At 64.4% G+C, this 26073-nt stretch carries 22 protein-coding genes; 4 read left to right on the forward strand and 18 right to left on the reverse strand.

Going from position 1 to position 26073, the window contains the following annotated elements:
* Nucleotides 1–50: 50 nt before the first annotated feature.
* From G5S42_RS27150 to G5S42_RS27220, 15 genes are all read right to left on the reverse strand, one after another.
* Complete coding sequence (locus tag G5S42_RS27150) at nucleotides 51–1838, reverse strand: acyl-CoA dehydrogenase C-terminal domain-containing protein (RefSeq protein ID WP_176109566.1); 1788 nt, start codon at nucleotides 1836–1838, stop codon at nucleotides 51–53.
* Nucleotides 1839–1936: 98 nt separating this feature from the next.
* Nucleotides 1937–2536 (reverse strand): TetR/AcrR family transcriptional regulator, encoded by a 600-nt coding sequence (locus G5S42_RS27155; RefSeq protein ID WP_176109567.1) that lies wholly within the window; start codon nucleotides 2534–2536, stop codon nucleotides 1937–1939.
* A gap of 213 nt (nucleotides 2537–2749) precedes the next feature.
* Nucleotides 2750–4009, reverse strand: a complete 1260-nt coding sequence (clsB, locus tag G5S42_RS27160) for a cardiolipin synthase ClsB (RefSeq protein ID WP_176109568.1) — start codon at nucleotides 4007–4009, stop codon at nucleotides 2750–2752.
* The gene (gene nudB, locus G5S42_RS27165; RefSeq protein WP_176109569.1) at nucleotides 4006–4521 is read right to left on the reverse strand and encodes a dihydroneopterin triphosphate diphosphatase; all 516 of its coding nucleotides are present in this window, start codon (nucleotides 4519–4521) and stop codon (nucleotides 4006–4008) included. Before nudB ends, clsB begins: the two co-directional genes overlap by 4 nt.
* 179 nt (nucleotides 4522–4700) lie before the next feature.
* Nucleotides 4701–6500 (reverse strand): aspartate--tRNA ligase, encoded by a 1800-nt coding sequence (gene aspS, locus G5S42_RS27170; protein ID WP_176109570.1) that lies wholly within the window; start codon nucleotides 6498–6500, stop codon nucleotides 4701–4703.
* A gap of 75 nt (nucleotides 6501–6575) precedes the next feature.
* The gene (locus G5S42_RS27175) at nucleotides 6576–7232 is read right to left on the reverse strand and encodes a DUF502 domain-containing protein (RefSeq protein ID WP_026228003.1); all 657 of its coding nucleotides are present in this window, start codon (nucleotides 7230–7232) and stop codon (nucleotides 6576–6578) included.
* A gap of 75 nt (nucleotides 7233–7307) precedes the next feature.
* Entirely contained in the window at nucleotides 7308–7640 is a 333-nt protein-coding gene (locus G5S42_RS27180) for an FmdB family zinc ribbon protein (protein ID WP_176109571.1), read from the reverse strand.
* Between the two features lie 171 nt (nucleotides 7641–7811).
* Entirely contained in the window at nucleotides 7812–8435 is a 624-nt protein-coding gene (locus G5S42_RS27185) for a methyltransferase domain-containing protein (protein ID WP_176109572.1), read from the reverse strand.
* Nucleotides 8436–8530: 95 nt separating this feature from the next.
* Nucleotides 8531–10108, reverse strand: a complete 1578-nt coding sequence (gene ubiB, locus G5S42_RS27190) for a ubiquinone biosynthesis regulatory protein kinase UbiB (RefSeq protein ID WP_176109573.1) — start codon at nucleotides 10106–10108, stop codon at nucleotides 8531–8533.
* 15 nt (nucleotides 10109–10123) lie between these two features.
* On the reverse strand, nucleotides 10124–10768 hold the full coding sequence (locus G5S42_RS27195; RefSeq protein WP_176109574.1) for a ubiquinone biosynthesis accessory factor UbiJ: 645 nt from the start codon (nucleotides 10766–10768) through the stop codon (nucleotides 10124–10126).
* A 162-nt stretch (nucleotides 10769–10930) separates the two neighbouring features.
* The gene (locus tag G5S42_RS27200) at nucleotides 10931–11932 is read right to left on the reverse strand and encodes a Tim44 domain-containing protein (protein WP_176109575.1); all 1002 of its coding nucleotides are present in this window, start codon (nucleotides 11930–11932) and stop codon (nucleotides 10931–10933) included.
* Between the two features lie 37 nt (nucleotides 11933–11969).
* A complete protein-coding gene (gene ubiE, locus G5S42_RS27205; protein ID WP_176109576.1) occupies nucleotides 11970–12701 on the reverse strand; it encodes a bifunctional demethylmenaquinone methyltransferase/2-methoxy-6-polyprenyl-1,4-benzoquinol methylase UbiE in 732 nt (243 codons plus the stop codon).
* A 66-nt stretch (nucleotides 12702–12767) separates the two neighbouring features.
* Nucleotides 12768–13181, reverse strand: coding sequence for a gamma-butyrobetaine hydroxylase family protein (locus G5S42_RS27210; RefSeq protein WP_013088372.1), 414 nt, complete (start codon nucleotides 13179–13181; stop codon nucleotides 12768–12770).
* A 98-nt stretch (nucleotides 13182–13279) separates the two neighbouring features.
* Nucleotides 13280–13708: an HIT family protein gene (locus G5S42_RS27215; RefSeq protein ID WP_176109577.1), complete on the reverse strand. Its 429-nt coding sequence runs from the start codon at nucleotides 13706–13708 to the stop codon at nucleotides 13280–13282.
* 33 nt (nucleotides 13709–13741) lie between these two features.
* Nucleotides 13742–17848: a DUF3683 domain-containing protein gene (locus tag G5S42_RS27220; protein ID WP_176109578.1), complete on the reverse strand. Its 4107-nt coding sequence runs from the start codon at nucleotides 17846–17848 to the stop codon at nucleotides 13742–13744.
* A gap of 502 nt (nucleotides 17849–18350) precedes the next feature.
* Here G5S42_RS27220 and ilvA point away from each other — a divergent pair.
* The 3 genes from ilvA to queF are packed head-to-tail and all read left to right on the forward strand — an operon-like array spanning nucleotide 18351 to nucleotide 21663.
* Nucleotides 18351–19916, forward strand: coding sequence for a threonine ammonia-lyase, biosynthetic (ilvA, locus tag G5S42_RS27225; RefSeq protein ID WP_312883643.1), 1566 nt, complete (start codon nucleotides 18351–18353; stop codon nucleotides 19914–19916).
* Between the two features lie 23 nt (nucleotides 19917–19939).
* A complete protein-coding gene (locus tag G5S42_RS27230; RefSeq protein ID WP_176109580.1) occupies nucleotides 19940–20842 on the forward strand; it encodes a 5'-nucleotidase in 903 nt (300 codons plus the stop codon).
* The gene (gene queF / locus G5S42_RS27235; protein ID WP_176109581.1) at nucleotides 20839–21663 is read left to right on the forward strand and encodes an NADPH-dependent 7-cyano-7-deazaguanine reductase QueF; all 825 of its coding nucleotides are present in this window, start codon (nucleotides 20839–20841) and stop codon (nucleotides 21661–21663) included. The genes G5S42_RS27230 and queF overlap by 4 nt, the downstream gene beginning before the upstream one ends.
* Before the next feature lie 107 nt (nucleotides 21664–21770).
* On the opposite strand, the gene G5S42_RS27240 is transcribed toward queF, so the two are convergent.
* The 3 genes from G5S42_RS27240 to G5S42_RS27250 form a co-directional block, all read right to left on the reverse strand.
* The gene (locus G5S42_RS27240) at nucleotides 21771–22157 is read right to left on the reverse strand and encodes a RidA family protein (protein ID WP_176109582.1); all 387 of its coding nucleotides are present in this window, start codon (nucleotides 22155–22157) and stop codon (nucleotides 21771–21773) included.
* Nucleotides 22158–22229: 72 nt separating this feature from the next.
* Entirely contained in the window at nucleotides 22230–23711 is a 1482-nt protein-coding gene (locus G5S42_RS27245; protein WP_176109583.1) for an N-acyl-D-amino-acid deacylase family protein, read from the reverse strand.
* A 3-nt stretch (nucleotides 23712–23714) separates the two neighbouring features.
* Nucleotides 23715–24605: a MurR/RpiR family transcriptional regulator gene (locus G5S42_RS27250; protein WP_176110649.1), complete on the reverse strand. Its 891-nt coding sequence runs from the start codon at nucleotides 24603–24605 to the stop codon at nucleotides 23715–23717.
* 151 nt (nucleotides 24606–24756) lie between these two features.
* Between G5S42_RS27250 and G5S42_RS27255 the strand changes: the two genes are divergently transcribed.
* Nucleotides 24757–26034 (forward strand): amino acid deaminase, encoded by a 1278-nt coding sequence (locus G5S42_RS27255; RefSeq protein ID WP_176109584.1) that lies wholly within the window; start codon nucleotides 24757–24759, stop codon nucleotides 26032–26034.
* Nucleotides 26035–26073 lie beyond the last annotated feature (39 nt).

A 26073-nucleotide genomic window follows, 5' to 3' on the forward strand; every position in this document is an offset into this window, starting at 1 on the left:
GAGGCAGCGCGGGTTCGCTGCGCGCGGGCGCCTCACCCTATCTGTGAGCGTTAGAACAACGCTTCTTCGACGTCCATCATCGGCTTCGAACCGGCCCGCGCCTGGCGGATCGTCATCGCCGTTTCGGGCAGGAGCTTCGCGAAGTAGAACCGCGCGGTCGCGAGCTTCGCCTTGTAGAACGGATCGCCCGATGCCTCTTTGTCCAGCGCGATACGTGCCATGCGCGCCCAGAAGTACGAGAACACCAGATGGCCGACCGTGCGCAGATACGGCACGGCCGCGGCGCCGACTTCGTCCGGGTTCTGCATCGCCTTCATGCCGATTTCCATCGTCAGCTTCTGCACCTTTTCACCGATCTCGGCGAGCGGGTTCACGAACTCCTGCATTTCCGGCTTGATGCCTTCGGCTTCGACGAACTCGGCGACGAGCTTGCCGAACTTCTTCAGCTTCGCGCCCATGTCGCCGAGTACCTTGCGGCCGAGCAGATCGAGCGACTGGATGCCGTTGGTGCCTTCGTAGATCATGTTGATGCGCGCGTCGCGCACGTACTGCTCCATACCCCATTCGGCGATGAAGCCGTGGCCGCCGTAGATCTGCATCGCGTGATTGGTGCCTTCGAACGCGTTGTCCGACAGGAACGCCTTCAGGATCGGCGTGAGCAATGCGACGAGGTCGGCGGCTTCCTTGCGCTCGGCTTCGTCGGCATGCGACAGCTCCTTGTCGATCTGCAGCGCCGACCAGTACGAGAACGCGCGGCCGGCTTCGGCGTAGGCCTTTTGCGTGAGCAGCATGCGGCGCACGTCCGGATGCACGATGATCGGATCGGCGGCCTTCTCCGGCGCCTTCGGACCGGTCAGCGAACGCATCTGCAGACGCTCTTTCGCGTAGGTGAGCGAGTTCTGATACGCAACTTCGGTGAGGCCGAGGCTCTGCATGCCGACGCCGAGACGCGCGGCATTCATCATCACGAACATCGCATTCAGGCCTTTGTTCGGCTCGCCGACCATCCAGCCCTTCGCGTTGTCGAGATTGATCACGCAGGTCGCGTTGCCGTGAATGCCCATCTTGTGCTCGATCGAGCCGCACTTGACGCCATTGCGCTCGCCGGGCTCGCCTGCTTCGTTCGGCACGAACTTCGGCACGATGAAGAGCGATATGCCCTTGGTGCCCTTCGGCGCGTCCGGCAGACGCGCGAGCACGAGGTGAACGATGTTCTCCGCCAGATCGTGTTCACCGCTCGAGATGAAGATCTTCGTGCCGCTGATCGAGTACGAGCCCTCGCCGTTCGGCTCGGCCTTGGTGCGCAGAATGCCGAGGTCGGTGCCGCAATGCGGCTCGGTCAGACACATCGTGCCGGTCCATACGCCTGCGACGAGCTTCGGCAGATAGCGCTGCTGCAGTTCCGGCGTGCCATGCGCGTGCAGGCATTCGTACGCGCCGTGCGACAGGCCCGGATACATCGTCCACGCCTGATTCGCCGAGTTCAGCATTTCATAGAGCGCGTTGTTGACGAACGCGGGCAACCCCTGACCGCCGTATTCCGGGTCGCAGCCAAGCGCCGGCCAGCCGGCTTCGACGTATTGCTGATAGGCTTCCTTGAAGCCCTTCGGCGTGGTCACGACGCCGTCGCCGGCATACGTGCAGCCTTCCTGATCGCCGCTGTGGTTGAGCGGGAACAGCACTTCGGAGCAGAACTTGCCGGCTTCCTCGAGCACCGCGTTGATCGTGCCGGCATCGAGATCGGCGTGCTTCGGCATGTGCCGAAGTTCGGCTTCGACGTTGAGCAGTTCGTGCAACACGAATTGCATGTCGCGCAGCGGCGCGGCGTACTGTCCCATGACTTCCTCTCCCTGGATTGACAAAAAGCCAGGCCGTTGGCCGGGTCCGTGTAGGGACCTTGTGCGCCGCGCGTTTCCGGTAAGTTCCGGCGACGCCGCTAACGGCTTTCGCTCTGATACGAATTAATCAGTTTTTCCAGCGCGGCCCACGTGAGGCGCACCGCATCCGGCAAATGCAGGAAGCGCGCGTCGTGATGCAGGCCGAGCGTGACGCTATACAGTTCGAACAGCATCAGCTGCGGGTCGGTATCGGCGCGCAGATGCCCTTCTTCCATCGCTTGCGAAATCGCGCGCGTGAGCGCCGCACGCCACGTCGTCACGCTCGACACCAGTTGCTCGCGCACCTGGCTGTCCGCGCGATCGTCGTATTCGACGGCGCCGCTGATGTAGATGCATCCGGTCGTGACTTCCTGAATGCGCTTCTCGAACCAGCGGGAAATCATCGCGCGCAAGCGCGGCAGACCACGCGGCTCGCGCAGGCTCGGGAAAAACACCTCGTCTTCGAAACGGCGGTGATATTCGCGCACGACCTCGACCTGCAGATCCTCGCGCGACCCGAAATGCGCGAACACGCCGCTCTTGCTCATCTGCATGCGCTCGGCGAGCAGGCCAATCGTCAGACCTTCCAGTCCGTCTCGGCTTGCCAGATCGAGTGCTGCGTCGAGAATCGCGGCTCGGGTTTGTTCGCCTTTTCGCATAGCTGTTCTACCGTTCTAATGTGACCGAATTAAAAATCGAACGGCCGTACTATTATTGAGTGCTTGCCGTCCCCGAAACAAGGACTTTATTAGAAACCGGTTTCTAACCGGCCTCTAATTTTGCGGCTTTCGACCATCAGATCAATGAGATTTTTTAGAGGCGTTTGCCTTGTATTGACGGTTGCCGACGAGTGCGCGCGTGTTCTATTGGTGTCAATCGTAGCCGCCCACCGTCAGCAGTTTCATCGCGACCCGGTAGCTCGTGTACGCGAGCCAGCTCAGCGCGCGCAAGCGCGCCGGTCGCGATTCGTAGTGCGCTTCATCGATCCGGCGCGCGTCCGTGAACGCATCGAGAATCGCATCGCGAAGTTTCGCGATCGACAGATCGTTGACGAGCACGACGTTCGCTTCGTTGTTGAGCATCAGGCTGAGCGCATCGAGATTCGACGAACCGACCGTGCCCCAGTTCGAATCGACCACCGCGACCTTGCCGTGCAGCAGCGTCTTCTCGTATTCGGCGATCTGCACGCCCGCGCGCAGCAGTGCGTGGTACAGGAACGGCACCGCGTAATCGAGCGCCTTGAACTCCTTGCGCCCGATGATCAGCTTCACGACCACGCCGCGCCGCGCCGCGAACACCAGCGCGCGGCGCAGCTTGCGCCCCGGCATGAAGTACGGATTCGCCAGCAGAATTTCATGGCGTGCCTGGCCGATCGCGGCCAGATAGGCCTTTTCGATCGCACGGCGGTTGATCAGGTTATCGCGCGCGACGAACGCGACGCACGGCTCGCCGCCGGCCCACAGCTCCTCGTTGCGGCGCCGCCGGCGCCGGCGCAGACTGCCGAGCGAGTTGGCGTCCTGCGACGACACGTCTGGCCTGAACGAATCGAGCGGCCGATGGCCGAGGCGAATCCGCCGCCACTGCACCTCGATCGCGTCGCGCACGTCAGCGACCACCGGCCCGCGCAGTTCGACCGCGAAGTCCCAGCGGTGGTAGGGCAGCTTCTCGCCGTTGTTCTCGAAGTCATCGACGATATTGATGCCGCCGCAATACGCGATCCGATCGTCGATCACCGCCAGTTTGCGGTGCGTGCGCGAAAAGCCGAAGCGGCCGAACAGATGCGGGTTGTAGATGCGATGCTCGATGCCGCCCGCCGGCCATTGCTCGAACATTTTCAGGCGTGCGGTGCCGATGCCGTCGGTGATGACGCGCACCCTGACGCCGCGCGCGGCCGCGCGCAGCAACGCCTCGCTGACCGCGTGGCCGGCTTCGTCGTCGCAGAAGATGTAGGTTTCGAGCGCGACGCTGTGCTCTGCAGCATCGATGCGCTCGATCAGCGCGTCGAAGAAGTCGTCGCCGGAGCGCAGGAGCTCGACCTGGTTGTTGCCGGTGAAGCGGTAGCGCTGAAAGTAACGACGGCCGAGCAACGTATGCCGCAGACGCGCGAGACGGCCCGAACCGCCTGCGCTCACTGGCCACGCTCCCCGGCCAGCTGGCCGGATTGGGGGTCGATCGGGCGCGCGGCGAGGCGGCGCGGCAACTGCAGGATCGCATCGGCATTCGACGACGAAAAGCAGCGCGATGCGGCCTCTTCATACGGCAGCCACATATAGGCGGTGTGTTCACGCGGCGCGAGCGACACGTCGATACGCTCGGGTACCTGCAGGCTGAACCAGTGCTCGGTGTTGTAGAGCACGCCCGCTTCGTAGCGGTAACGAAATTCCGGGTAGATCTCGTAGTCGATCGAGTACTGCCAGTCGAACAACGCGCTGCGCGGCACCAGCGCGCCGCCGATCATGATGCCGGTTTCCTCGCCGACTTCACGCACCGCCGTGTCGGCGAGCGGTTCGTCGAGCCGGTCTTTCGAACCCGTTACCGACTGCCAGAACGCGGCATGGTCGGCGCGTTCGAGCAGCAGCACGTCGAGCGCGGGCGTATGAATGATGACGAGGACGGACTGCGGAATTTTCGGCGGTTTCGGCATGGCTCAAAACTGGGCGCGACGCGACGCGCGGTACATGTCGGATGACGGTCGAAAGGGTCGGAAAAGCGGTGGCTTCACTGTAACGCAAAAAATGAAAAAGGCGCTGAGGTGGAGAACACCTCAGCGCCTTTTCGTTTCGCTCGTGTGGCTTTTTGCGGCCGCGAGAAGCGGCCACGGTTTTACGCCTTCGGTTCCGGCGAACGCAGACGGATGTGCAGCTCGCGCAGCTGGCGCTCGTCGACTTCGCTCGGCGCCTGCGTGAGCAGATCCTGCGCGCGTTGTGTCTTCGGGAACGCGATCACGTCGCGGATCGAGTCGGCGCCGGCCATCATCGTGACGATGCGGTCCAGACCGAACGCGATACCGCCGTGCGGCGGCGCGCCGTATTGCAGCGCGTCGAGCAGGAAGCCGAACTTGGCCTGCGCTTCTTCCGCGTTGATCTTCAGCGCGCGGAACACCTTGCTCTGCACTTCCTCACGATAGATACGCACCGAGCCGCCGCCGATTTCCCAGCCGTTCAGCACCATGTCGTAGGCCTTCGCGAGGCAGCGCGCCGGGTCTGTTTCGAGGTACTCGAGGTGCTCGTCCTTCGGGCTCGTGAACGGATGATGCGCGGCGACGTAGCGGTTGTCTTCCTCGTCGTATTCGAACATCGGGAAGTCGACGACCCACAGCGGCTTCCAGCCGGACTCGACGAGACCGTTGGCCTTGCCGAACTCCGAATGACCGATCTTCAGGCGCAGTGCGCCGAGGCTGTCGTTGACGACCTTCGCGCGATCCGCCGCGAAGAAAATGATGTCGCCGTCTTGCGCGCCGGTGCGCTCGATGATCGCCTTCAGCGCTTCGTCGTGCAGGTTTTTGACGATCGGGCTTTGCAGACCGTCACGGCCCTTCGCCGCTTCGTTGACCTTGATCCACGCGAGGCCCTTCGCGCCGTAGATGCGCACGAATTCCGTGTAGCTGTCGATGTCGCCACGCGACAGCTCGCCGCCCTTCGGCACGCGCAGCGCCGCGACGCGGCCGTCCTTCGTGTTGGCCGGCGTGCTGAACACCTTGAAGTCGACGTCGCGCATCGCGTCGGTCAGCTCGGTGAACTCGAGCTTCACGCGCAGGTCCGGCTTGTCCGAACCGAAGCGGCGCATCGCTTCCGCGTATTCCATGACCGGGAATTTCTCGTCGAGCGCAACGCCGATCGTCGTCTTGAACACGTGGCGGATCATCGCCTCGAACAGATCGCGAATTTCCTGCTCCGACAGGAACGAGGTCTCGCAGTCGATCTGCGTGAATTCCGGCTGACGGTCGGCGCGCAGGTCTTCGTCGCGGAAGCACTTGGTGATCTGGTAGTAACGGTCGAAGTTCGCGACCATCAGCAACTGCTTGAACAGCTGCGGCGACTGCGGCAGCGCGAAGAACTGGCCCGGGTTCGTACGCGACGGCACGAGGTAGTCGCGCGCGCCTTCCGGCGTGCTCTTCGTCAGCATCGGCGTTTCGATGTCGATGAAGCCCTGCTCGTCGAGGTACTTGCGCACTTCGATCGCGACGCGATAGCGCAGACGCAGGTTGTGCTGCATCTGCGGACGGCGCAGGTCGAGCACGCGATGCGTGAGACGCGTGGTTTCCGACAGGTTGTCGTCGTCGAGCTGGAACGGCGGCGTAACCGACGCGTTCAGCACGATCAGCTCGTGGCACAGCACTTCGATCTTGCCGCTCTTCAGCGACGCGTTGGTCGTGCCTTCCGGACGACCGCGCACGACGCCCTTGACCTGCACGCAGAACTCGTTGCGCACGCCTTCGGCAATCTTGAACATGTCCGCGCGATCCGGATCGCAGACGACCTGAACGAGCCCTTCGCGATCGCGCAGGTCGATGAAGATGACGCCGCCATGGTCGCGGCGGCGGCTTACCCAGCCGCACAGCGAGACGGATTGGCCCAGCAGTTCTTCGGTCACCAGACCGCAGTATTCAGATCTCATCGACATGATGTTTGTCTTTCGTTTTGCATTGGTTGAACGGCGCGCCGCAGACGATCCTGCATGAAGCGTTGCGCGCCGGCATTACAGCGGAGGCTCGACGGTGGTGCGGCGCACCGGCGCCGGCGGTGGCGCGGACGGCGCCACGACGCCCATCGAGACGATGTACTTGAGCGCAGCGTCGACCGTCATGTCGAGCTCGATCACTTCGCTTTTCGGCACCATCAGGAAGAAGCCGGACGTCGGGTTCGGCGTGGTCGGCACGTACACGCTGACGTAATCTTCCTTCAGATGGTTGGCCACGTCGCCGCCCGGGATGCCGGTCAGAAACGCGATCGTATAGGAACCGCGGCGCGGGTACTCGATCAGCAGCGCCTTGCGGAATGCATTGCCGCTGCTCGACAGCAGTGTGTCGGACACCTGCTTGACGCTGGTGTAGAGCGGGCCGACCACCGGAATGTGCGCAACCAGCAGTTCCCACCACTTCACGAGCTTCTGCCCAATGAAGTTCTGCGTCAACAGCCCGACGACGAAGATGAACGCGAGCGTGAGCACCGCGCCGAGGCCCGGCAAGCGATAGCCGATCGCGCGTTCCGGCTGCCACGAGGTAGGCAGCAGCAACAGCGTCTGGTCCATCGTGCCGATGATCAGACCGAGCACCCACAGTGTGATAGCCAGAGGCACCAGCACCAGCAGGCCGGTCAGAAACACCGATTTGAGCGTGAATTTCTTCGTCGTCATGTGTACCGCCAGAAAGCTGCGCGGGCCGAAGCCCATGCGCGGTAGATACGCCGCCCGCGCGGGGCGGCGGTCCCACTAGGCGCTGCCGGAACCGCTCGCGCTCGCGGCGGCGGGCGCTGCGGCGGGGGCCGCGGGCGCGGCCGGGGCAGCCTGTTCAGCCGGGGCAGCGGCCGCGGACGGCTCGGACTTCCCTTCCGACGTGGCCGGCGTGCTCGCGCCGCCGCTGCCGCCGCGGAAATCGGTCACGTACCAGCCGGAGCCTTTCAACTGGAAGCCGGCGGCGGTGAGTTGCTTGCTAAAGGTGTCTTTTCCGCACTCGGGGCACTGCGTCAACTGGGGGTCGCTCATCTTCTGGAGCACGTCCTTCCCAAAGCCGCATGACCCGCAACGATAAGCGTAGATCGGCATGATCCTTTCCTACTCCAAATCCCTACTGAAATCTTGTAAACGCTTGCAAAGCCTTGAATTATAGCCGCAAACGATGTCCGTTCCCCGGATTTCGGGAAGCGGACGCGTGACGCGCCCGCCACCGCGCCAGATGGGGGCGTCCCGCGGATCTGTCAAGAGCGGCGCGTGGCGCTAGCCGCGACGCCGCCAGGTGAGCCAGCGCTCGTGTCCGGCAAAAACGGCGATCGAGTCGTCGACCGCTTCGTCTTCGATAAGCTCGAAGTGTGGCGTGAACAGCGCGTCGAGCTCATCGCGTTCGATGCCGAACGGCGGCCCCTTCGGCGTCGCGCCGATAAAAAAGTACCCCGCGAGCAACCCGCCGGACGGCAGCAGTTCGACCATGCGTTGCGCATAGTCAGCGCGGCGCGTCGGCGGCAGCGCGCAGAAGAACGCGCGCTCGTAGATCCACGCGGGCGTGAACGGCGGCGCATAGGTGAAAAAGTCTGCCTGCTCGACCAGCGATGCGTGCTGCGCGCCGAGTTGCTCGCGCGCCGCCGCGACGGCGGCGGCGGAGAAGTCGATCGCGCGCACCAGGTTGCCCCGACGCGCGAGCCATGCCGCTTCGTGGGCACTGCCGCAGCCTGGAATCAGCACTGCGGCGTCGCGGTGCCGGTCAGCGAACGCGCGAAACGCGGACGGCACGCCCGCCTGGTCCCACGGCGTGAAACGGCGCTCGAAACGTTCGTCCCAGAACTCGGGTGAGTTGGGATCGCGGTTCGCGAAATCGGGCATGGGGGGTTGGGTCGGATCGCTCATCGGATGCCTCGTTGAGGTTTGCCCCTGTCGTCACAGCAAGCCGCGGCTGACACCGCCGCTGAAACACAGCGCGGCCAATGGGCCGTCAGCCGCACTCAACCGCCGTATGCGAGCGCCAGGAACGCCCGCGCCAGCATCGCGCCGACGCCGACCGCCACGCCGAACAGCAGCAGGCCTTGCAGCAGACGGTTGGTGCGCTTCTGCTCGAGCAGGATCTGGCGGATCACGTCGTCGTTCGCGCCGCCCACTGGATGATGGCGCTCGGCCAGCATGTTGTGGACGAGACGCGGCAACTGCGGCAGCGTCTTGCTCCACTGCGGCGCCTCGATCTTCAAACGCTCGTACCAGCCGCGCAAGCCGATCTGCTCGTTCATCCAGCGCTCGAGGTAAGGCTTCGCGGTCTTCCAGAGATCCAGTTCGGGGTCGAGCGAACGGCCGAGTCCTTCCACGTTCAGCATCGTCTTTTGCAGCAATACGAGCTGCGGCTGGATCTCGACGTTAAAGCGCCGCGACGTCGAGAACAGGCGCATCAGCACCTGGCCGAGCGAAATGTCCTTCAGTGCGCGATCGAAGTACGGTTCACAGACCGCGCGGATCGCGCTTTCGAGCTCCTCGACACGCGTGGTCGGCGGCACCCAGCCCGACTCCAGATGCAGCGTCGCGACGCGATGGTAGTCGCGCTTGAAGAAGGCGAGGAAGTTTTGCGCGAGGTAGTTTTTATCGAAGTCCGACAGCGCGCCGATGATGCCGAAGTCGAGCGCGATATAGCGGCCGAAGTGCGCGGGATCGAGGCTCACCTGGATGTTGCCGGGGTGCATGTCGGCGTGGAAAAAGCCGTCGCGGAACACCTGCGTGAAGAAAATCTCGACGCCCTCGCGCGCGAGCTTCGGGATATCGACGCCCGCCGCGCGCAATGTGTCGACCTGGCTGATCGGCACACCGACCATCCGCTCCATCACGAGCACCGTGGGCGTGCAGAATTCCCAGTACATCTCGGGCACGAGCAGCAGGTCGAGCCCCTGGAAGTTGCGCCGCAACTGGCTACCGTTGGCAGCCTCGCGCATCAGGTCGAGTTCGTCGTGCAGATACTTGTCGAATTCGGCGACCACTTCGCGCGGCTTCAGTCGTTTGCCGTCGGCCCACAGACGCTCGGCCCACACGGCGATGTCGCGCAACAGCGCGAGGTCGGAATCGATCACCGGCAGCATGTTGGGGCGCAGCACCTTCACCGCGACCGCCTTGCCTGCGTGCTGGCCGGCCTTCACCGTCGCGAAGTGGACCTGCGCGATCGACGCGCTCGCGACCGGGACCCGCTCGAAATCGTCGAACAACACGTCGACCGGCGCGCCGAGCGACTTCTCGACGAGTGCGATCGCGACCGCCGAATCGAACGGCGGCACCTGGTCCTGCAGCTTCGCGAGTTCGTTGGCGATATCGACCGGCAGCAGATCGCGACGGGTCGACAACACCTGGCCGAACTTGACGAAGATCGGCCCGAGACTTTCGAGTGCGAGCCGCAGACGAACGCCCGGAGGCGCATCGAACTTGCGGCCGAGGGTCGTGATTCGCAGCAGCAAACGCACGCGCCGATCGTTGATGCGGCTCAACATCATTTCGTCGAGGCCGAAGCGGATGACCGTGAAAAATATCTTGAGAAAACGCAGAAAACGCATGGCTGGGCCCGTTGACTAGCGCGTGCCGCGCGACGTGGCGGCGCCGCCCGACGCTTGCGCGCCGCGGGCTTCGACCTTCTGTTCGAGACGCTCGATGCGCTTTTCGACGCGCGCGAGCGAATCACGCGCGCGCGCCAGCTCGACGTTGAAGTCCGCGAGCGCGGTACGGCGCACCAGCTGCGGATTCTCGTCGAGCAGATACTCGGCTGCCGTGTCGAGCAGGTTGCGGCCGGTGCGTTGCACATGCTCGCCGACCGAACGCACGAGCGACGTGATGCGCCACGCGGGCCCATCACCGATCAGCTTCGAGAGATCTTCCTCCGGCTCCCAGCGCAGATGCTCGGCGAGCTTCGCGATCACGGTCGCGAACTCGGCGTCGCCCTCGATCTTCACGTGCTTCATCACTGCGGCCTGGCCACCTTGCAGGAAGGCCGGCAGTGCGTCGGACGGCACCGAGACGGTCACGTCGAACTGATGCGCATCGGCTTCGTCGAGCGTGCCGAGATAGCCGTCGGGCTGCACGAGCAGTGCAAGCACAACCGGTGGAGATGACAGGCGTGCGGTCTTGCCCGCGTACGGGGCGAGGCGCTCGCGGGCCCACGATTCGCGGGCGAGCAGATGATTGACAGCAGCAGCGAAGGGCTTGGCGGCGAGGGTCATCGAAGGTGGCAAGAAAAAACCCGCGCGAGCGAGGTGCTTGCGCGGGCTCCCATTGTAACGTCCGTTCGCTTCGCGGCCTGCTATGCCGAACGGCCTAAGCGATGCGCGAGGCGAGGAATCGCCGTGCCGTGGCCGGCTTTTTTCGATCGATGCTTCGGCATGTCAGTGTTGCTCGACCTGCTGGATGCCGGCAAGCAGCCATCCTTCGCCAGGGCGGTTCGCCTTCGTCAGATTCCAGACTTCGACGAACGGCTCGGCTGCCGCGCCCGGCGCCTCGCGGATCAAACCGGAGAAGCGCACGCTCGCGAAGTATTCGGTCGCGCGCTCCTCGACGCCGAGCAGCTCGGCGTTCAACTGCACGACGTCGGTCTGGTTCGGCTGCGTGCCGCGCGCGGTGAGATCGACGCGCACTTCGGCGAACATTTCCGGCGTCGTGAATTCGCGGATGTCATCGACATTGCCGACGTCCCATGCGGCCTGCAGGCGCACGAAGTACACCTTCGCGTTACGCAGAAACGCTTCCGAATCGAAGCCGGCCGGCACCGACGGCGTCGCGCCGAGCGATGGCGTCGTCAACGGGTTGCCCTGCGGTTCGAGATACGAGCCGGTCGGCGGCGCGGTGTAACGCGGCTCCTGAATATAGTCGGTGCCTTTGGTGTTCAGCGACGGCGCCGTGCCCGCGTAAGCCGGTTGCTCCGCATCGCGCTTGCGGCCGGTGAAGCGGCGGATGAGCCAGATCACGACCATCGCGATCAACGCAATCACGATCACGTTGGCGAACATGCCGGCGAACGCCTCGCCGAGCCCGAAATGCGACAGCAACGCGGCGATGCCGAGACCGGCCGCGAGACCGGCGATCGGGCCCAGCCAGCGATTGCGGTTCGGCGCGGCGGGCGGCGTGGGCTTGGTTGCAGGAGCCGCCGGTTGCGCGCTCTGCTGCGTGGCCTGATTGTTCTGCGCGGGCTGGGACGGCGGCGTCGTCTGGCGCTGCTGCAGACTGTTCGATTGACGGCCGAAGCTACGGCCTCCGCCCATGCGGCGTGCTTCGGCGTCGAGAGAGGCAAGGGTGCCGGCCGTCAGCAGACCGACCATCGCGATCAGTCCGATTCTTCTCGCCAGCGACCCCTTAACCTTACGAGCAGATAACAAATTCAAATCGGACATTTCGCACTTTCCTTTAAAAATCGATGGGTTAGGGTCCCTAGTATTTGGTCCCCACATGCAACGCTACCACGCCAGCTGACAAATTGTAATATTTGACGTTGTCGAGACCGGCTTGTTCCATCATAGTTTTCAAAGTTTCCTGGTCAGGATGCATGCGGATCGATTCCGCCAGGTACTGGTAGCTTTCCGCGTCCTTGGCGAAGCGCTCGCCGAGCCACGGCAACACCTTGAACGAATACAGATCGTAGACCTTCTTCAGCGGGTCCCATACCTTCGAGAACTCGAGCACGAGCAGCCGCCCGGCCGGTTTCAGCACACGGCGCATCTCGGCGAGCGCGATGTCTTTATGCGTCATGTTGCGCAAGCCGAACGCGACCGTCACGACGTCGAAATAGTTATCCGGGAACGGGATTTTCTCGGCATCGCAAAGCAGCGTCGGCGTAATGATGCCCTTGTCGAGCAGCCGGTCGCGGCCGACGCGCAGCATCGATTCATTGATGTCGGTATGCCAGACCTCGCCCGTCTCGCCCGCCTGTTTGGCGAACGCCTTCGACAGATCGCCCGTGCCGCCCGCGATGTCGAGCACCTTGTAGCCCGGCCGCACGTTCGCCTGGGCGATCGTGAACACCTTCCACGCCCGGTGCAATCCGCCCGACATCAGGTCGTTCATCAGGTCGTAGTTGGCGGCCACCGAGTGGAACACCCCCGCCACTTTCTGCGCCTTGTCCTGTTCGTCGACCGATTGAAAGCCGAAGTGGGTTTTGCTCATCGCGCTCGTCCTTTCGCGTGTTCTTGAATGTTGCGCCGCTCGAGCGGCGTTCGGGGGCGAATCGTATCAGTGACAGTGCCCGTGCGCAGCTGCGGCGGGCACCATCGGCGTGTCGCGGTCGATGCCGGCCGCTGCCAGTTTGGCGAGATACGCGCGCCAGAGTTCATCCTGACGTACGGCCATGTCGTACAGCAGGTCCCACGAATAGATACCGGTGGAGTGGCCATCGGAGAAAGTCGGCTGCAGCGCGTAATTGCCGACGCCTTCGATCATCGTGATCGTCACGTCGCGCTTGCCCGTCTGCAGCGTTTCCTGGCCGGGCCCGTGGCCCTGCACTTCCGCCGACGGCGAATAGACGCGCAGCAGTTCGAACGGCAGCCGGTACGCTTCGCCGTTCGCGTACTGCAGTTCGAGCACGCGCGACTTGGAATGCACGACCACGCCGGTCGGCACCGGCGTCTCGGGAGTCAATCCGCTCATGTTGGCCTCATCAGATAACGGCGGGGTGATAACGACGGCTCGGCCGCCCCGCGCACCCACCGGAGCCCGGCGGTGCGCGGCGGTGGATTCAGCGATGCTCAGCCCAGCGCCTGTTCGATTTCCTGCCGCACGGCTTCGCGCAGCAACGTGGCGTGCGCGCGACGCGACGACAGCATCGCTTCGGACACCGTGCGCTGGCGCGGCGCCCAGATCGGCAGGGGGAAATGCGCGTCGTTCGAGAAACGCGGAATCACGTGCCAGTGCACGTGCGGCACCTGGTTGCCGAGGCTCGCGAGATTGACCTTCGCGGGCTGCATCACGCGCCGCTGCGCACGCTCGACCGCGTAGACGGCCTTCATCACGTGATCGCGGTCGTCGGCGGAAAGATCCGAAAACTCGGCTACGTGAGCGTTCCAGATGACCCGGCAAAAGCCCGGGTAGTCGTGTTCGTCGGCGAGGACGACTCGCAACGCGTCGTCCTGCCATAGCACATCGCCGCCGTCTTCACGGCAAAAAACGCAGTCCATCGTCGTCCTCGGCAAATATCGTCGGTCGTGCCATTAAACCAGCACGCGCTCGATTCCGCCATTGTTCGCCCGCTGTACGTAGTCCGCCATCCAGTTTTCGCCGAGCACGTGACGTGCCATCTCGACCACGATGTAATCCGCCTCGGTACCCGCGTCTTCGTTGTAGCGCGACAGCCCTTGCAGGCACGACGGGCAGCTCGTGAGGATCTTGACGTCGGTCGAACCCGCGTTGCCGTTACCCGGCTGCGGACCGTCGCCGGCTTTCAGCACGGAACCGTTGGTCGCACCGGCGGATCCGGCCGATGCATTGGCCGGATTGATCGCGTTCGCGCCTGCTTCGGCAACGAGCGGAATACCGCGCAGCTTCGCCGCGCCCTTGCGGATTTCTTCTTCCTTGCGGAAGCGCACCTGGGTCGAGATGTCGGGACGCGTGACCGCGAGCGTGCCCGATTCGCCGCAGCAGCGGTCGTTCTTCTCGATCTTGTAGCCGTCCTGTTCCGAACCCATCAGCTGGTTGACGAGCTTGACCGGGTCCATCGTCTTGATCGGCGAATGGCACGGGTCGTGGTACATGTAGCGCACGCCGTTCACGCCATCGAGCTTGATGCCTTTTTCCAGCAGGTACTCATGGATGTCGATGATCCGGCAACCCGGGAAGATCTTTTCGAATTCGTAACCGGCGAGCTGGTCGTAACACGTACCGCACGACACCACCACCGTCTTGATATCGAGGTAGTTCAGCGTATTGGCGACGCGGTGGAACAACACGCGGTTGTCGGTGACGATCTGCTCGGCCTTGTCGTACTGGCCCGAGCCGCGCTGCGGATAGCCGCAGCACAGGTAGCCCGGCGGCAGCACCGTCTGCACGCCCGCCTCCCACAGCATTGCCTGGGTCGCGAGACCCACCTGCGAGAACAGCCGCTCGGAGCCGCAGCCCGGGAAGTAGAACACCGCTTCGGTGTCGGCGGTGGTCGTCTTCGGATTGCGGATGATCGGGACGATCTTGTTGTCCTCGATATCGAGCAACGCACGCGCGGTCTTCTTCGGCAGGTTGCCCGGCATCTTCTTGTTCATGAAGTGGATCACCTGCTGCGTGATCACCGGCTTGCCGACCGTGGCGGGCGGATGCGCGGTCTGCTTCTTCGTGAACTTTTTCAGCACCTCGTTGCCGAGACGTTGCGCCTTGTAGCCGACGCCCATCATCGCGGTGCGCGCGAGATTGATGGTCTGCGGGTTGGTCGCGTTCAGGAAGAACATGCCCGCCGCGTTGCCCGGGTTGAACTTCTTCTTGCCCATCTTGCGCAACAGGTTGCGCATGTTCATCGACACGTCGCCGAAGTCGATCTTCACCGGGCACGGCGTCACGCACTTGTGGCAGACGGTGCAGTGATCGGCGACGTCGTTGAACTCGTCCCAGTGCTTGATCGACACGCCGCGGCGCGTCTGCTCTTCGTACAGGAATGCCTCGACCAGCAGGGAGGTGGCGAGAATCTTGTTGCGCGGGCTGTATAGCAGGTTCGCGCGCGGCACGTGCGTCGCGCAGACCGGCTTGCACTTGCCGCAGCGCAGGCAGTCCTTGATCGACTCGGAAATCGCGCCGATATCGGACTGCTGCATGATCAGCGATTCGTAGCCCATCAGCCCGAAGCTCGGCGTGTACGCGTTGCGCAGGTCCGCGCCTTCGAGCAGCTTGCCGGCGTTGAAGCGGCCATGCGGATCGACGCGCTGCTTGTACTTGCGGAATTCGCCGATCTCGTCGTCGGTCAGGAATTCGAGCTTCGTGATGCCGATGCCGTGCTCGCCGGAGATCACGCCGTCGAGCGAACGCGCGAGCTTCATGATGCGCGCGACCGCCGTGTGCGCGTCCTGCAGCATCTCGTAGTTGTCGGAGTTGACCGGGATGTTGGTGTGCACGTTGCCGTCGCCCGCGTGCATGTGCAGCGCGACGAACACGCGGCCGCGCAGCACCTGCTTGTGGATCGCCTGGGCTTCGTCGAGGATCGGCTTGAACTCGCCGCCATTGAAAATCTGCCGCAATTCGGCACGGATTTCCTGCTTCCACGACACGCGGATCGTGCGGTCTTGGGCGAGGTGGAATACGGTTGCTTCCGGTTGCGCGTCGACGCGATCGGCAAACTTCTCCGCGAGCGATTCATAGCCGAGGCCGACCAGATAGTGCTGCGCCTCGCGCAGCGACAGGTCGAGCTTGTCGCGCACGAATTCCCAGCGCGTGCGCACGCGCGCGAGCAGATCGAGCGCCTGCTGCACGCGGTCTTCGAGCAGCTCGGCGCTCGGGATTTCGTTCGCGTCGTCGCTCTTGCCGAGCGGCAGCTTGCCGCCCTTGAAGAACGCTTCGAGCGCGTCGACCAGTTGCAGCTTGTTCTTCAGCGACAGCTCGATGTTGATGCGCTCGATGCCGTCCGTGTACTCGCCCATGCGGTCGAGCGGAATCACGACGTCTTCGTTGATCTTGAACGCGTTGGTGTGCTTCGCGATCGCGGCGGTGCGGCTGCGGTCGAGCCAGAAGCGCTTGCGGGCCTCGGCGCTGACCGCGACGAAACCTTCGCCGCTCTTGCCGTTGGCCATGCGCACGACTTCCGAGGTGGCCTGCGCGACCGCGTCCGCATCGTTGCCGACGATGTCGCCGATCAGCACCATCTTCGGAAACGCGTTGCGCTTGCTCTTGGTCGCATAGCCGACCGCGCGAAGATAGCGCTCGTCGAGATGCTCAAGGCCCGCGAGAATCGCGCCGCCCTGGCGCGACGTCTCGAACAGGTAGTCCTTGATTTCGACGATGCTCGGAATCGCCTCGCGCGCCTGGCCGAAGAACTCGAGACAGACGGTGCGCGTATGCGCGGGCATCTTGTGAAGCACCCAGCGCGCGGACGTGATGAGGCCGTCGCAGCCTTCCTTCTGCACGCCCGGCAGTCCGGCGAGGAATTTATCGGTGACGTCCTTGCCGAGGCCTTCCTTGCGGAACACGCGGCCCTTGATATCGAGCGCCTCAGTGCGCAGCAGCTTCTCGCCCGGCGCGTAGTTGCCGTCGAACCACTTGAGCTCGAAACGCGCGACTTCGATGTCGTGGATCTTGCCCATGTTGTGCTCGAGACGCGTGACTTCGAGCCAGTTCCCTTCCGGGTCGACCATGCGCCACCACGCGAGGTTATCGAGCGCCGTGCCCCATAGCACCGCCTTCTTGCCGCCCGCGTTCATCGCGACGTTGCCGCCGACGCAGGACGCGTCGAGCGAGGTCGGGTCGACCGCGAACACGAAGCCGGCCTGCTCGGCCGCTTCGGTCACGCGGCGCGTGACGACGCCCGCACCCGAGAAGATCGTCGCGACCTTGCGATCGACGCCCGGCAGCTGGGTCATTTCGACCGGGCCGAGCTGTTCGAGCTTTTCGGTGTTGATGACGGCCGAGAACGGCGTGAGCGGCACCGCGCCACCCGTGTAGCCGGTGCCGCCGCCGCGCGGAATCACGGTCAGGCCGAGTTCGAAGCAGGCCTTGATCATGCCGGCGATTTCGGCTTCCGAGTCCGGCGTCAGCACGACGAATGGGTATTCGACGCGCCAGTCGGTCGCGTCGGTCACGTGCGAGACGCGTGACAGGCCGTCGAACTTGATGTTGTCCTTCTGCGTGACCTTGCCGAGCACGCGGGTGGTGCGGCGGCGCAGGTCGTAGGTCTGCTGGAATTCGCCGGCGAATTGGTCGATAGCGCGGCGCGCGGCCTGCACCAACTTTTCGACGCGCGCGGCGCGATCGACGCCGGCTTCGTCGCCGTGTTCGCGCAAATCGGCGCGGCGGCGCTTCTCGATTTCGGCGAGGCGGTGATTGAGCGCTTCGATCAGCAGCGCGCGGCGCTTCGGGTTGTCGAGCAGGTCATCCTGCAGATACGGATTGCGGCGCACGACCCAGATATCGCCGAGCACTTCGTACAGCATGCGCGCCGAGCGTCCGGTGCGGCGTTCGGCGCGCAGTTCGGCGAGCGCATCCCAAGCCTCGTTGCCGAGCAGGCGGATGACGATTTCGCGGTCGGAGAACGACGTGTAGTTGTAGGGAATTTCGCGCAGACGCGCTTCGGGATCGGCGGCCACCGCAGCGGCGGCGCCGTGCGGTTCGAAAACTTGAGGTGCGTTCATGTTTGGACGACTCGGTAGGTCGGCCTGGCGCGCTCGTCACGAGGCGTCGGCCGACAATGCGCGTGGGGCGCAATGCTTGAAATCTTCTAGGGCTTCCAGGGGAGCGAACACGACCGGCGGCCAACTCACGGCGGTCGCTTCGCGGCACTCAGGGACAGCTACACGATCGCGCGTGGCGGACATGCCGCTCCGCCGCGGGGCAGGATTCGCGCGGAACGGGCATCAAATGGGCGATCCGAGGCTGCCAGTGCATCTTCCGATCCTTATTCCAAAATGGAATTCTACCGCATCATCCCGCCACGCGTTGACGGCAGGAACCTGGGCGGTGACGGCGCTTCGGGGGATTTGGCGGCGAATCCCGCGGCGTTTCGCATGCGACCCCATTGACCGGGCGGACGGTTTGGCAAAATTCGCTCAACGGTGCCGAAACGGCCCGGCCAGTGGCGTGCCACCCTTCTCCGCCGCGCGCGGAACGGCCAGAGCAGGCACCGTTGGCGCTATCATTGACGTTTTCCCGTCTCACACAGCGCACCGCGCGACCCGCATGGCTTCCCACGACTACCTGAAAAAGACCCTGACCGCGCGCGTCTACGACGTGGCGCGCGAGACCGAGCTCGAACGCGCGCCGAACCTGTCGGCACGGCTGCGCAATCCGGTTTATCTGAAGCGCGAGGACAACCAGCCGGTGTTCTCGTTCAAGCTGCGCGGCGCGTACAACAAGATGGCGCATATTCCGGCCGAAGCGCTCAGTCGCGGCGTGATCACCGCGTCGGCGGGCAATCATGCGCAGGGCGTGGCGTTGTCGGCCGCACGCATGGGCGTGAAGGCGATCATCGTCGTGCCGGTGACGACCCCGCAGCTCAAGGTCGACGCGATCCGCACGCATGGCGGGCCGACCGTCGAGGTCGTGCAGTTCGGCGAATCGTATAGCGATGCCTACGGTCACGCGGTCAAGCTGCAGGAGGAGCGCGGCCTGACCTTCGTGCATCCGTTCGATGATCCGTACGTGATCGCCGGCCAGGGCACGGTGGCGATGGAAATCCTCAGCCAGCACCAGGGGCCGATTCACGCGATCTTCGTGCCGATCGGCGGCGGCGGTCTCGCGGCCGGTGTCGCCGCATACGTGAAATCGGTGCGCCCGGAGATCAAGGTGATCGGCGTGCAGACCGATGATTCGTGCGCGATGGCCGCGTCGCTGAAGGCGGGCGAGCGCGTGACGCTGAACGAAGTGGGCCTGTTCTCCGACGGCACCGCGGTGAAGCTCGTCGGCGAGGAAACCTTCCGCCTGTGCAGCGAATATCTCGACGAAGTGCTGCTCGTGAACACCGATGCGCTGTGCGCCGCGATCAAGGACGTGTTCCAGGACACGCGCAGCGTGCTCGAACCGGCGGGCTCGCTCGCGGTGGCGGGCGCGAAGCAGTACGCCGAACGGGAAGGCATCGAGAACCAGACGCTGATCGCGATCACGTCGGGCGCGAACATGAACTTCGACCGCATGCGCTTCGTCGCCGAACGCGCCGAAGTGGGCGAAGCCCGCGAAGCGGTTTTCGCGGTGACGATCCCCGAAGAGCGCGGCAGCTTCAGGCGCTTCTGCGAGCTGGTCGGCACGCGCAGCGTCACCGAATTCAACTACCGGATCGCCGACGCGAACTCGGCGCATATCTTCGTCGGCGTGCAGATCCGCAACCGCAGCGAACCGGCGCAGATCGCCGGCGCCTTCGAAGCGCACGGCTTCGCGACCGTCGATCTGACCTTCGACGAACTGTCGAAGCAGCACATCCGCTACATGGTCGGCGGCCGCTCGCCGCTCGCGCGCGATGAACGTCTGTTCCGCTTCGAGTTTCCCGAGCGTCCGGGCGCGCTGATGAAATTCCTGTCGTCGATGGCGCCGAACTGGAACATCAGCCTGTTCCACTATCGCAACCAGGGTGCGGACTACAGTTCGATTCTGGTCGGCATTCAGGTGCCCGAAAGCGACCACGCGGCGTTCGAGCGCTTCATCGAAACGCTCGGCTATCCGTGCTGGGAAGAAACGAAAAACCCGGTCTACCGCCTCTTCCTCGCCTGATCTCTTCGGACCGGAACTCACCGATGGCGCTTTCGCTTGTCGACAAACTGGTGGTCGCAATCTCGTCGCGCGCGCTGTTCGACTTCGAGGAAGAAAACCGCGTCTACGAGGCCGGCGACCTGAAGGCTTACGAAGCGTTGCAGCGCGAGCGCCTGAACGTGCCCGCGAAACCGGGCGTCGCGTTTCCGCTGATCCGCAAATTGCTTGCGCTGAACGCCGTCGGTCATCGCGTCGAAGTGGTGATCCTGTCGCGCAGCGATCCGATCAGCGGCCTGCGCGCGTTTCATTCGTGCCGCGAACACGGACTCGCGATCGAGCGCGGGGTGTTCACGCGCGGCCGCGCGCCGTTCGGTTATCTGAAGCCGCTGAACGCGGCGCTGTTTCTGTCGGCGAATCAGCAGGACGTGCGCGATGCGCTCGCCGCTGGCTTCCCTGCCGCACGCGTGTTGCCGGAATCGGCGAGAATGGCGAGCAAGTACCCGGACGAAATCCGCATTGCGTTCGACGGCGACGCGGTCTTGTTTTCCGACGAAGCGGAACGCATCTTCCAGAAAGACGGCCTGCGCGCGTTCGTCGGTCACGAGATCGACAACAAGCATCTGCCGCTCGCGGACGGTCCGCTCAAGCCGCTGCTCGAAGCGCTGCACCGGCTGCAAAAACTGGCGGACGCGGCCGCGCCGATGCGCATTCGCACGGCACTGGTAACAGCACGCTCGGCCCCCGCGCATGAGCGTGCGATCCGCACCCTGATGGCGTGGAACATCGAAATCGACGAAGCGATGTTCCTCGGCGGCCTCGACAAGAGCGCATTTCTGCGCGAGTTCGAGCCCGACTTTTTCTTCGACGACCAGATCGGCCACTGCGAATCGGCCCGCGTCGTAACGGCGACTGGGCACGTGCTGAGTGGCATCGTGAACGCATCATGACACCCGAACAATCCCCGCTCGGTAAGTCCTCGACTTACGCCGAACAATACGATCCGACGCTGCTGTTTCCGATTGCGCGCAGCCATGCCCGCGAGGCGATCGGCATTACCGCGCGACTGCCGTTTTTCGGCACCGACATCTGGAACGCCTACGAGCTGTCGTGGCTGAATACACGCGGCAAACCGCAAATCGCGGTCGCGACGTTCTTCGTACCGGCCGATTCGCCGAACATCGTCGAATCCAAGTCGTTCAAGCTGTATCTCGGCTCGTTCGCGCAGACCGCCTTCGAATCGGCCGAGAGCGTGCGCGACACGATCAGGCGCGACGTGTCCGCGTCGTGCGGCGCGACGGTGTCGGTGCATCTGCACACGCCGCACGAATTCGGCAAGCTGAAAATGGAAGAATTCGACGGCCTGTCGCTCGATCGGCTCGAACTCGAGGCGAGCATCTATCAGCCGGACGCGTCGCTTTTGAGCGCGGCGCACAACGAAGCGCCGGTCGAGGAAACGCTGTTCTCGAACCTGCTGAAGTCGAACTGCCCGGTGACCGGACAGCCGGACTGGGGCAGCGTGCAGATCCACTATGCCGGGCCACAAATCGATCACGCGGGCCTGCTGCGCTACATCATCTCGTACCGCAATCACACCGGCTTTCACGAGCAATGCGTCGAGCGGATCTTCGTCGACATCATGAAGATGTGCAAACCGCTGAAGCTCGCGGTCTATGCGCGCTACACGCGCCGCGGCGGGCTCGACATCAACCCGTTCCGCACCAACTACAACCTGCCGATGCCGGACAACATGCGGCTCGCGCGGCAGTAACGACAACGCGGGCAAGCACACGAGCATGCACGGCGGCAAACGCAACGAGGGCGCCGCAGGCCATCACAGCCTGCGGCGCCCTCGTCACATCGAAGCCGTCAAAGCGCTCAGGCCGCCGGCTTCTTGTAAGCGACGCAATCCACCTCGACCTTGCAGTCGATCACCATCGACGACACCACGCACGCGCGCGCCGGCGGATTCTCGCCAAAATACTCGCGAAACACCTTATTGAACGACGCGAAGTCGCGCGGATCATCGAGCCACACGCCGCAACGCACGACGTGCTCGGCGCCATAGCCCGCTTCCTTCAGGATCGCGAACACGTTCTGGATCGCCTTGTGCGATTGCTCGACGATGCCGCCGTTGACCACTTCGCCGTTTTCCATCGGCGTCTGGCCCGACACGAACAGCCAGCCGTCCGCTTCGACCGCGCGCGCGAACGGCATCACCTGACCGCCCGTTCCCTTTCCGCCTTCCACGCCATATCGCTTCATCGTCACACTCCTTAAAAAGTCGGGCACGTGCGCGGCGCCCTCGCCGCGCGTGCCGCCATCAATCGATAAAAATCAGAACGCGCCCTGCGCATCGCCCTTCGACGGTGCGCCGCGCGTGACGAACCGGCCAGCCCTCTCGCCCGTCACCGCGCCGTCGCGATACGACAGCACGCCGTTGACCCACACCGCGTCGATGCCGGCAGCGGGCTGCTGCGGCTTGTCGAAAGTCGCCAGGTCGAGCACTTTCGACGGATCGAACAGCACGAGGTCGGCGTGATAGCCGATGTGCACTTCGCCGCGCTGCGCGAGACCGAAGCGGCGCGCGGACAGGCTCGTCATTTTGCGCACCGCCTCTTCGAGCGGCAGCAGCGCGGCATCACGCGCATAGTGGCCGAGCACGCGCGGAAACGCGCCCCACAGCCGCGGATGCGGCAGCGGATCGTTCGGCAAGCCGTCCGAGCCGACCATCGTCGCCGGATGCGACAGGATGCGCCGCACGTCGTCTTCGGACATGTTGTGATAGACCGCGCCTGCCGGCTGCAGGCGCTTGCCCGCTTCCTGCTGCGAGACACCCCATTCGGCGGCGACCTCCTTGATCAGCTTGCCCGCCATCTCCGGATGCGGCTCGGACCACGTGATCGTGATGTCGATGTCGCCCGTCACCTGCTTCAGATCGAGCGTCGACGAACTGCGGTTGTACGGATAGCAGTCGCAACCGACCGGCTGCCCGCCGCGCGCGCCTTCGAGCGACTTCAGCACTTCGACGCTGCGCCCCCAGTTCGACGGCCCCGCGCACTTCAGATGCGAGATCACGACCGGCACGCGCGCATGCCGGCCGACGCGGTAAGCCTCGTCCATCGCGTCGAGAATCGCGTCGAACTCGGTGCGCATGTGGGTCGTATAGAGCGCGCCCGCGGCGGCGAGCGGCTCGGCGAGCGCCATCACTTCCTCGGTCGGCGCGGCGAACGCCGAACCGTACGCGAGCCCCGAGCTCAAGCCCAGTGCGCCGTGCGCGAGCGCTTCCTCGAGCTGCGCGCACATGCGCTCGATTTCCTCGGCAGTCGCCGCGCGATCGAGCCGGTCCATCTGGTTATTGCGCAACGCCGTGTGGCCGATCAGCGCGCCGACGTTCACCGCCGGCCGCGCGGCGTTCACCGCGCTCACGTAGTCGGCGAAGGTCGGGTACTGGAACGCATCGCGCTCGCCGAGCAGGTTCATCGGATCGGGCGGATCGCCCTTCAGCGACACCGGCGACGCGCTGATGCCGCAATTGCCGACGATCACCGTCGTCACGCCCTGGGTGATCTTCGGCAGCATCTGCGGCGAGCGGATCACGTGCGTGTCGTCGTGCGTGTGCACGTCGATGAAGCCCGGCGCGAGCGCGCGCCCCTCGGCCTCGATCACCTCTTCGGCGAGCCAGTTCGACAGATTGCCGATCGCGGCGATGCGCCCGTCGCGGATCGCCACATCGCGCTCTACAGGCGGGGCGCCCGTGCCGTCATACAGTTGCGCGCCGACGATCAGCGTGTCGGCGGCTTCGGGATGCGAATGCATGGATCAATCTCCTAACGGTTGTCGATCGCCGCCGCCGCGGTGCGCATCGAGCGCGTGCTTCATGCGGCGCAGCAATTCGCGGCTCTCGTCGCCCTGGCTGACGGCAAGTTCGGTGACGAGCACATCGAGCGCCATCATCATCGCGTAACGGGAAGACGACGGCTTGTAAATGAAATCGGTTTCGAACGCGACGATCGGGATCAGCCAGTCGGCGAGCTTCGCCAGTGGCGACGTGGGCGCGGTCACCGCGACCACGGTCGCGCCGTAGCTGCGCGCGATCTTGCAGTTCTCGACCATCTCGGGCACGCGACCCGTGGTGGACAGCGCGATCACCACGCAGTCGCGCGACACCGTGCTCGCCACCATGCGCTGCAACAGTCCGTCCTGATAGGTCGCGACCGGGCGGCCGAGGCGCACGAGCCTGAAACGCATTTCGTCGGCGAGCGCGGTCGAGCCGCCGCCCATGCCGAACACGTAAATCATGCGCGCATTGCGCAGCGCGGCCGCCGCTTCGGCGAGCGGCGCCTGGCGCAGCAGTTGATGATTGTGCGCGAGCGCGGTTTGCAGTTCGTCGAAGACGCGCGTGGCGATCGGCTCGGGTGCGTCACTTGTTGCGTCGCGCTCGAGAAAACGCTGACCGACCGCGGCCGCCTGCGCGAGCCGCAGCTTCAGCTCGCGCACGTCGCGGCAGCCAACCGCCTTCGCGAAGCGCGTGACGGTCGCGATGCTGACCTCGGCCTGCTGCGCGAGCGCGCCGATGCTCGCGCGCGACGCGCCGGTCAGATCGTCGAGGATCAGCGCGGCGACCTTGCGTTCGGCCGAGCGCAGTTCCGGCGCACATTCGGCGATGCGCGCGACGATGTCGAAAGCGAGCGGTTCGGCGCTACTGTTCATGGCGGGCGGCTTCGCGGCACGGCTTTCGCGGCCCTTTGCGGCGGCCTTCGAAACCCGTGGTACTAAATAACATTTCTCCGGACATCGTACTTTCGGTAACATGGTAAAGTCAAATCTGATTGAATTTAACCGGACGATGGAGCACGGAGACATGAAAGTTACAAACTATCAGGGCGCGACGATTGATCCTTATAGCAAGGGCTTGGGCATGGTTCCGGGCACGAGCGTCCAGCTGAAGGACGCCGCGCGCCTCGAGTGGAACCTGCTCGCCGAGGACGTGAGCCTGCCGGCCGCCGTGCTGTACGAGGATCGCGTCGAGCACAACCTGAAGTGGATGCAGGCGTTCGTCGCCGAATACGGCGTCAAGCTCGCGCCGCACGGTAAGACCACGATGGCGCCGCAGCTGTTTCGCCGTCAGCTCGAAACCGGCGCGTGGGGTATCACGCTAGCCACCGCCCATCAGGTGCGCGCGGCGTATCACGGCGGCGTGTCGCGCGTCCTGATGGCGAATCAGCTGGTCGGCCGCCACAACATGGTGATGATCGCCGAATTGCTCAGCGATCCGGATTTCGAATTCTTCTGCCTCGTCGATTCGGCCGAAGGGGTCGAGCAACTCGGCGAATTCTTCACGTCGGTGAAGAAGCCGCTGCAGGTACTGCTCGAACTCGGCGTGCCGGGCGGGCGCACCGGCGTGCGCGATGAAGCGCAGCGCAACGCGGTGCTGGACGCGATCGCGCGCTATCCGGACGTGCTGAAGCTCGCGGGCGTCGAACTGTACGAAGGCGTGCTGAAGGAAGAAGCCGACGTGCGCGCGTTCCTGCAAGGTGCGGTTGCAGTTACGCGCGAGCTAGTCGAGCAAGGACGTTTCGCGCGTTCGCCGGCGGTGTTATCCGGCGCAGGATCGGCGTGGTACGACGTGGTCGCGGAAGAATTCGCGCAGGCGACGCAAACCGGCAAGGTCGAGGTCGTGCTGCGGCCCGGCTGCTACCTGACGCATGACGTGGGCATCTATCGCAAGGCGCAGACCGACATCTTCAAGCGCAATCCGGTCGCGAAGAAAATGGGCGAAGGCTTGCTGCCGGCGCTGCAATTGTGGGCGTACGTGCAGTCGATTCCCGAGCCGGATCGCGCGATCATCGGCCTCGGCAAACGCGACTCCGCGTTCGACGCGGGCATGCCGGAGCCGGCGCGCCACTATCGTCCGGGCAACGAGGCGCCGCGCGACATCGCCGCGAGCGAAGGCTGGGAAATCTTCGGTCTGATGGATCAGCACGCGTATCTGCGCATCCCCGCCGGCGCCGATCTGAAAGTGGGTGACATGATCGCGTTCGACATCTCGCATCCGTGCCTGACGTTCGACAAGTGGAAGCAGGTGCTGGTCCTCGATCCGCAGTATCGCGTGAAGGAAGTGATCGAGACGTTTTTCTGATTGGATTGGAGTGGATTGCGCCGCGCTGAAGCGCAGGCT

The sequence above is a fragment of the Paraburkholderia youngii genome, assembly GCF_013366925.1.
GTDB lineage: Bacteria > Pseudomonadota > Gammaproteobacteria > Burkholderiales > Burkholderiaceae > Paraburkholderia > Paraburkholderia youngii.

Excerpts from the sequence above, each read along its gene's own strand:
- G5S42_RS27220 (WP_176109578.1), bottom strand. The coding sequence starts at position 17,848 with ATGAACGCACCTCAAGTTTTCGAACCGCACGGCGCCGCCGCTGCGGTG.
- G5S42_RS27240 (WP_176109582.1), bottom strand. The coding sequence starts at position 22,157 with ATGAAGCGATATGGCGTGGAAGGCGGAAAGGGAACGGGCGGTCAGGTG.
- ubiE (WP_176109576.1), bottom strand. The coding sequence starts at position 12,701 with ATGAGCAAAACCCACTTCGGCTTTCAATCGGTCGACGAACAGGACAAG.
- G5S42_RS27200 (WP_176109575.1), bottom strand. The coding sequence starts at position 11,932 with ATGTCCGATTTGAATTTGTTATCTGCTCGTAAGGTTAAGGGGTCGCTG.
- G5S42_RS27230 (WP_176109580.1), top strand. The coding sequence starts at position 19,940 with ATGGCGCTTTCGCTTGTCGACAAACTGGTGGTCGCAATCTCGTCGCGC.
- G5S42_RS27155 (WP_176109567.1), bottom strand. The coding sequence starts at position 2,536 with ATGCGAAAAGGCGAACAAACCCGAGCCGCGATTCTCGACGCAGCACTC.
- G5S42_RS27175 (WP_026228003.1), bottom strand. The coding sequence starts at position 7,232 with ATGACGACGAAGAAATTCACGCTCAAATCGGTGTTTCTGACCGGCCTG.
- G5S42_RS27215 (WP_176109577.1), bottom strand. The coding sequence starts at position 13,708 with ATGGACTGCGTTTTTTGCCGTGAAGACGGCGGCGATGTGCTATGGCAG.
- G5S42_RS27210 (WP_013088372.1), bottom strand. The coding sequence starts at position 13,181 with ATGAGCGGATTGACTCCCGAGACGCCGGTGCCGACCGGCGTGGTCGTG.
- G5S42_RS27185 (WP_176109572.1), bottom strand. The coding sequence starts at position 8,435 with ATGAGCGATCCGACCCAACCCCCCATGCCCGATTTCGCGAACCGCGAT.
- aspS (WP_176109570.1), bottom strand. The coding sequence starts at position 6,500 with ATGTCGATGAGATCTGAATACTGCGGTCTGGTGACCGAAGAACTGCTG.
- G5S42_RS27180 (WP_176109571.1), bottom strand. The coding sequence starts at position 7,640 with ATGCCGATCTACGCTTATCGTTGCGGGTCATGCGGCTTTGGGAAGGAC.
- ubiB (WP_176109573.1), bottom strand. The coding sequence starts at position 10,108 with ATGCGTTTTCTGCGTTTTCTCAAGATATTTTTCACGGTCATCCGCTTC.
- queF (WP_176109581.1), top strand. The coding sequence starts at position 20,839 with ATGACACCCGAACAATCCCCGCTCGGTAAGTCCTCGACTTACGCCGAA.
- G5S42_RS27250 (WP_176110649.1), bottom strand. The coding sequence starts at position 24,605 with ATGAACAGTAGCGCCGAACCGCTCGCTTTCGACATCGTCGCGCGCATC.
- nudB (WP_176109569.1), bottom strand. The coding sequence starts at position 4,521 with ATGCCGAAACCGCCGAAAATTCCGCAGTCCGTCCTCGTCATCATTCAT.
- G5S42_RS27195 (WP_176109574.1), bottom strand. The coding sequence starts at position 10,768 with ATGACCCTCGCCGCCAAGCCCTTCGCTGCTGCTGTCAATCATCTGCTC.
- G5S42_RS27245 (WP_176109583.1), bottom strand. The coding sequence starts at position 23,711 with ATGCATTCGCATCCCGAAGCCGCCGACACGCTGATCGTCGGCGCGCAA.
- G5S42_RS27150 (WP_176109566.1), bottom strand. The coding sequence starts at position 1,838 with ATGGGACAGTACGCCGCGCCGCTGCGCGACATGCAATTCGTGTTGCAC.
- G5S42_RS27255 (WP_176109584.1), top strand. The coding sequence starts at position 24,757 with ATGAAAGTTACAAACTATCAGGGCGCGACGATTGATCCTTATAGCAAG.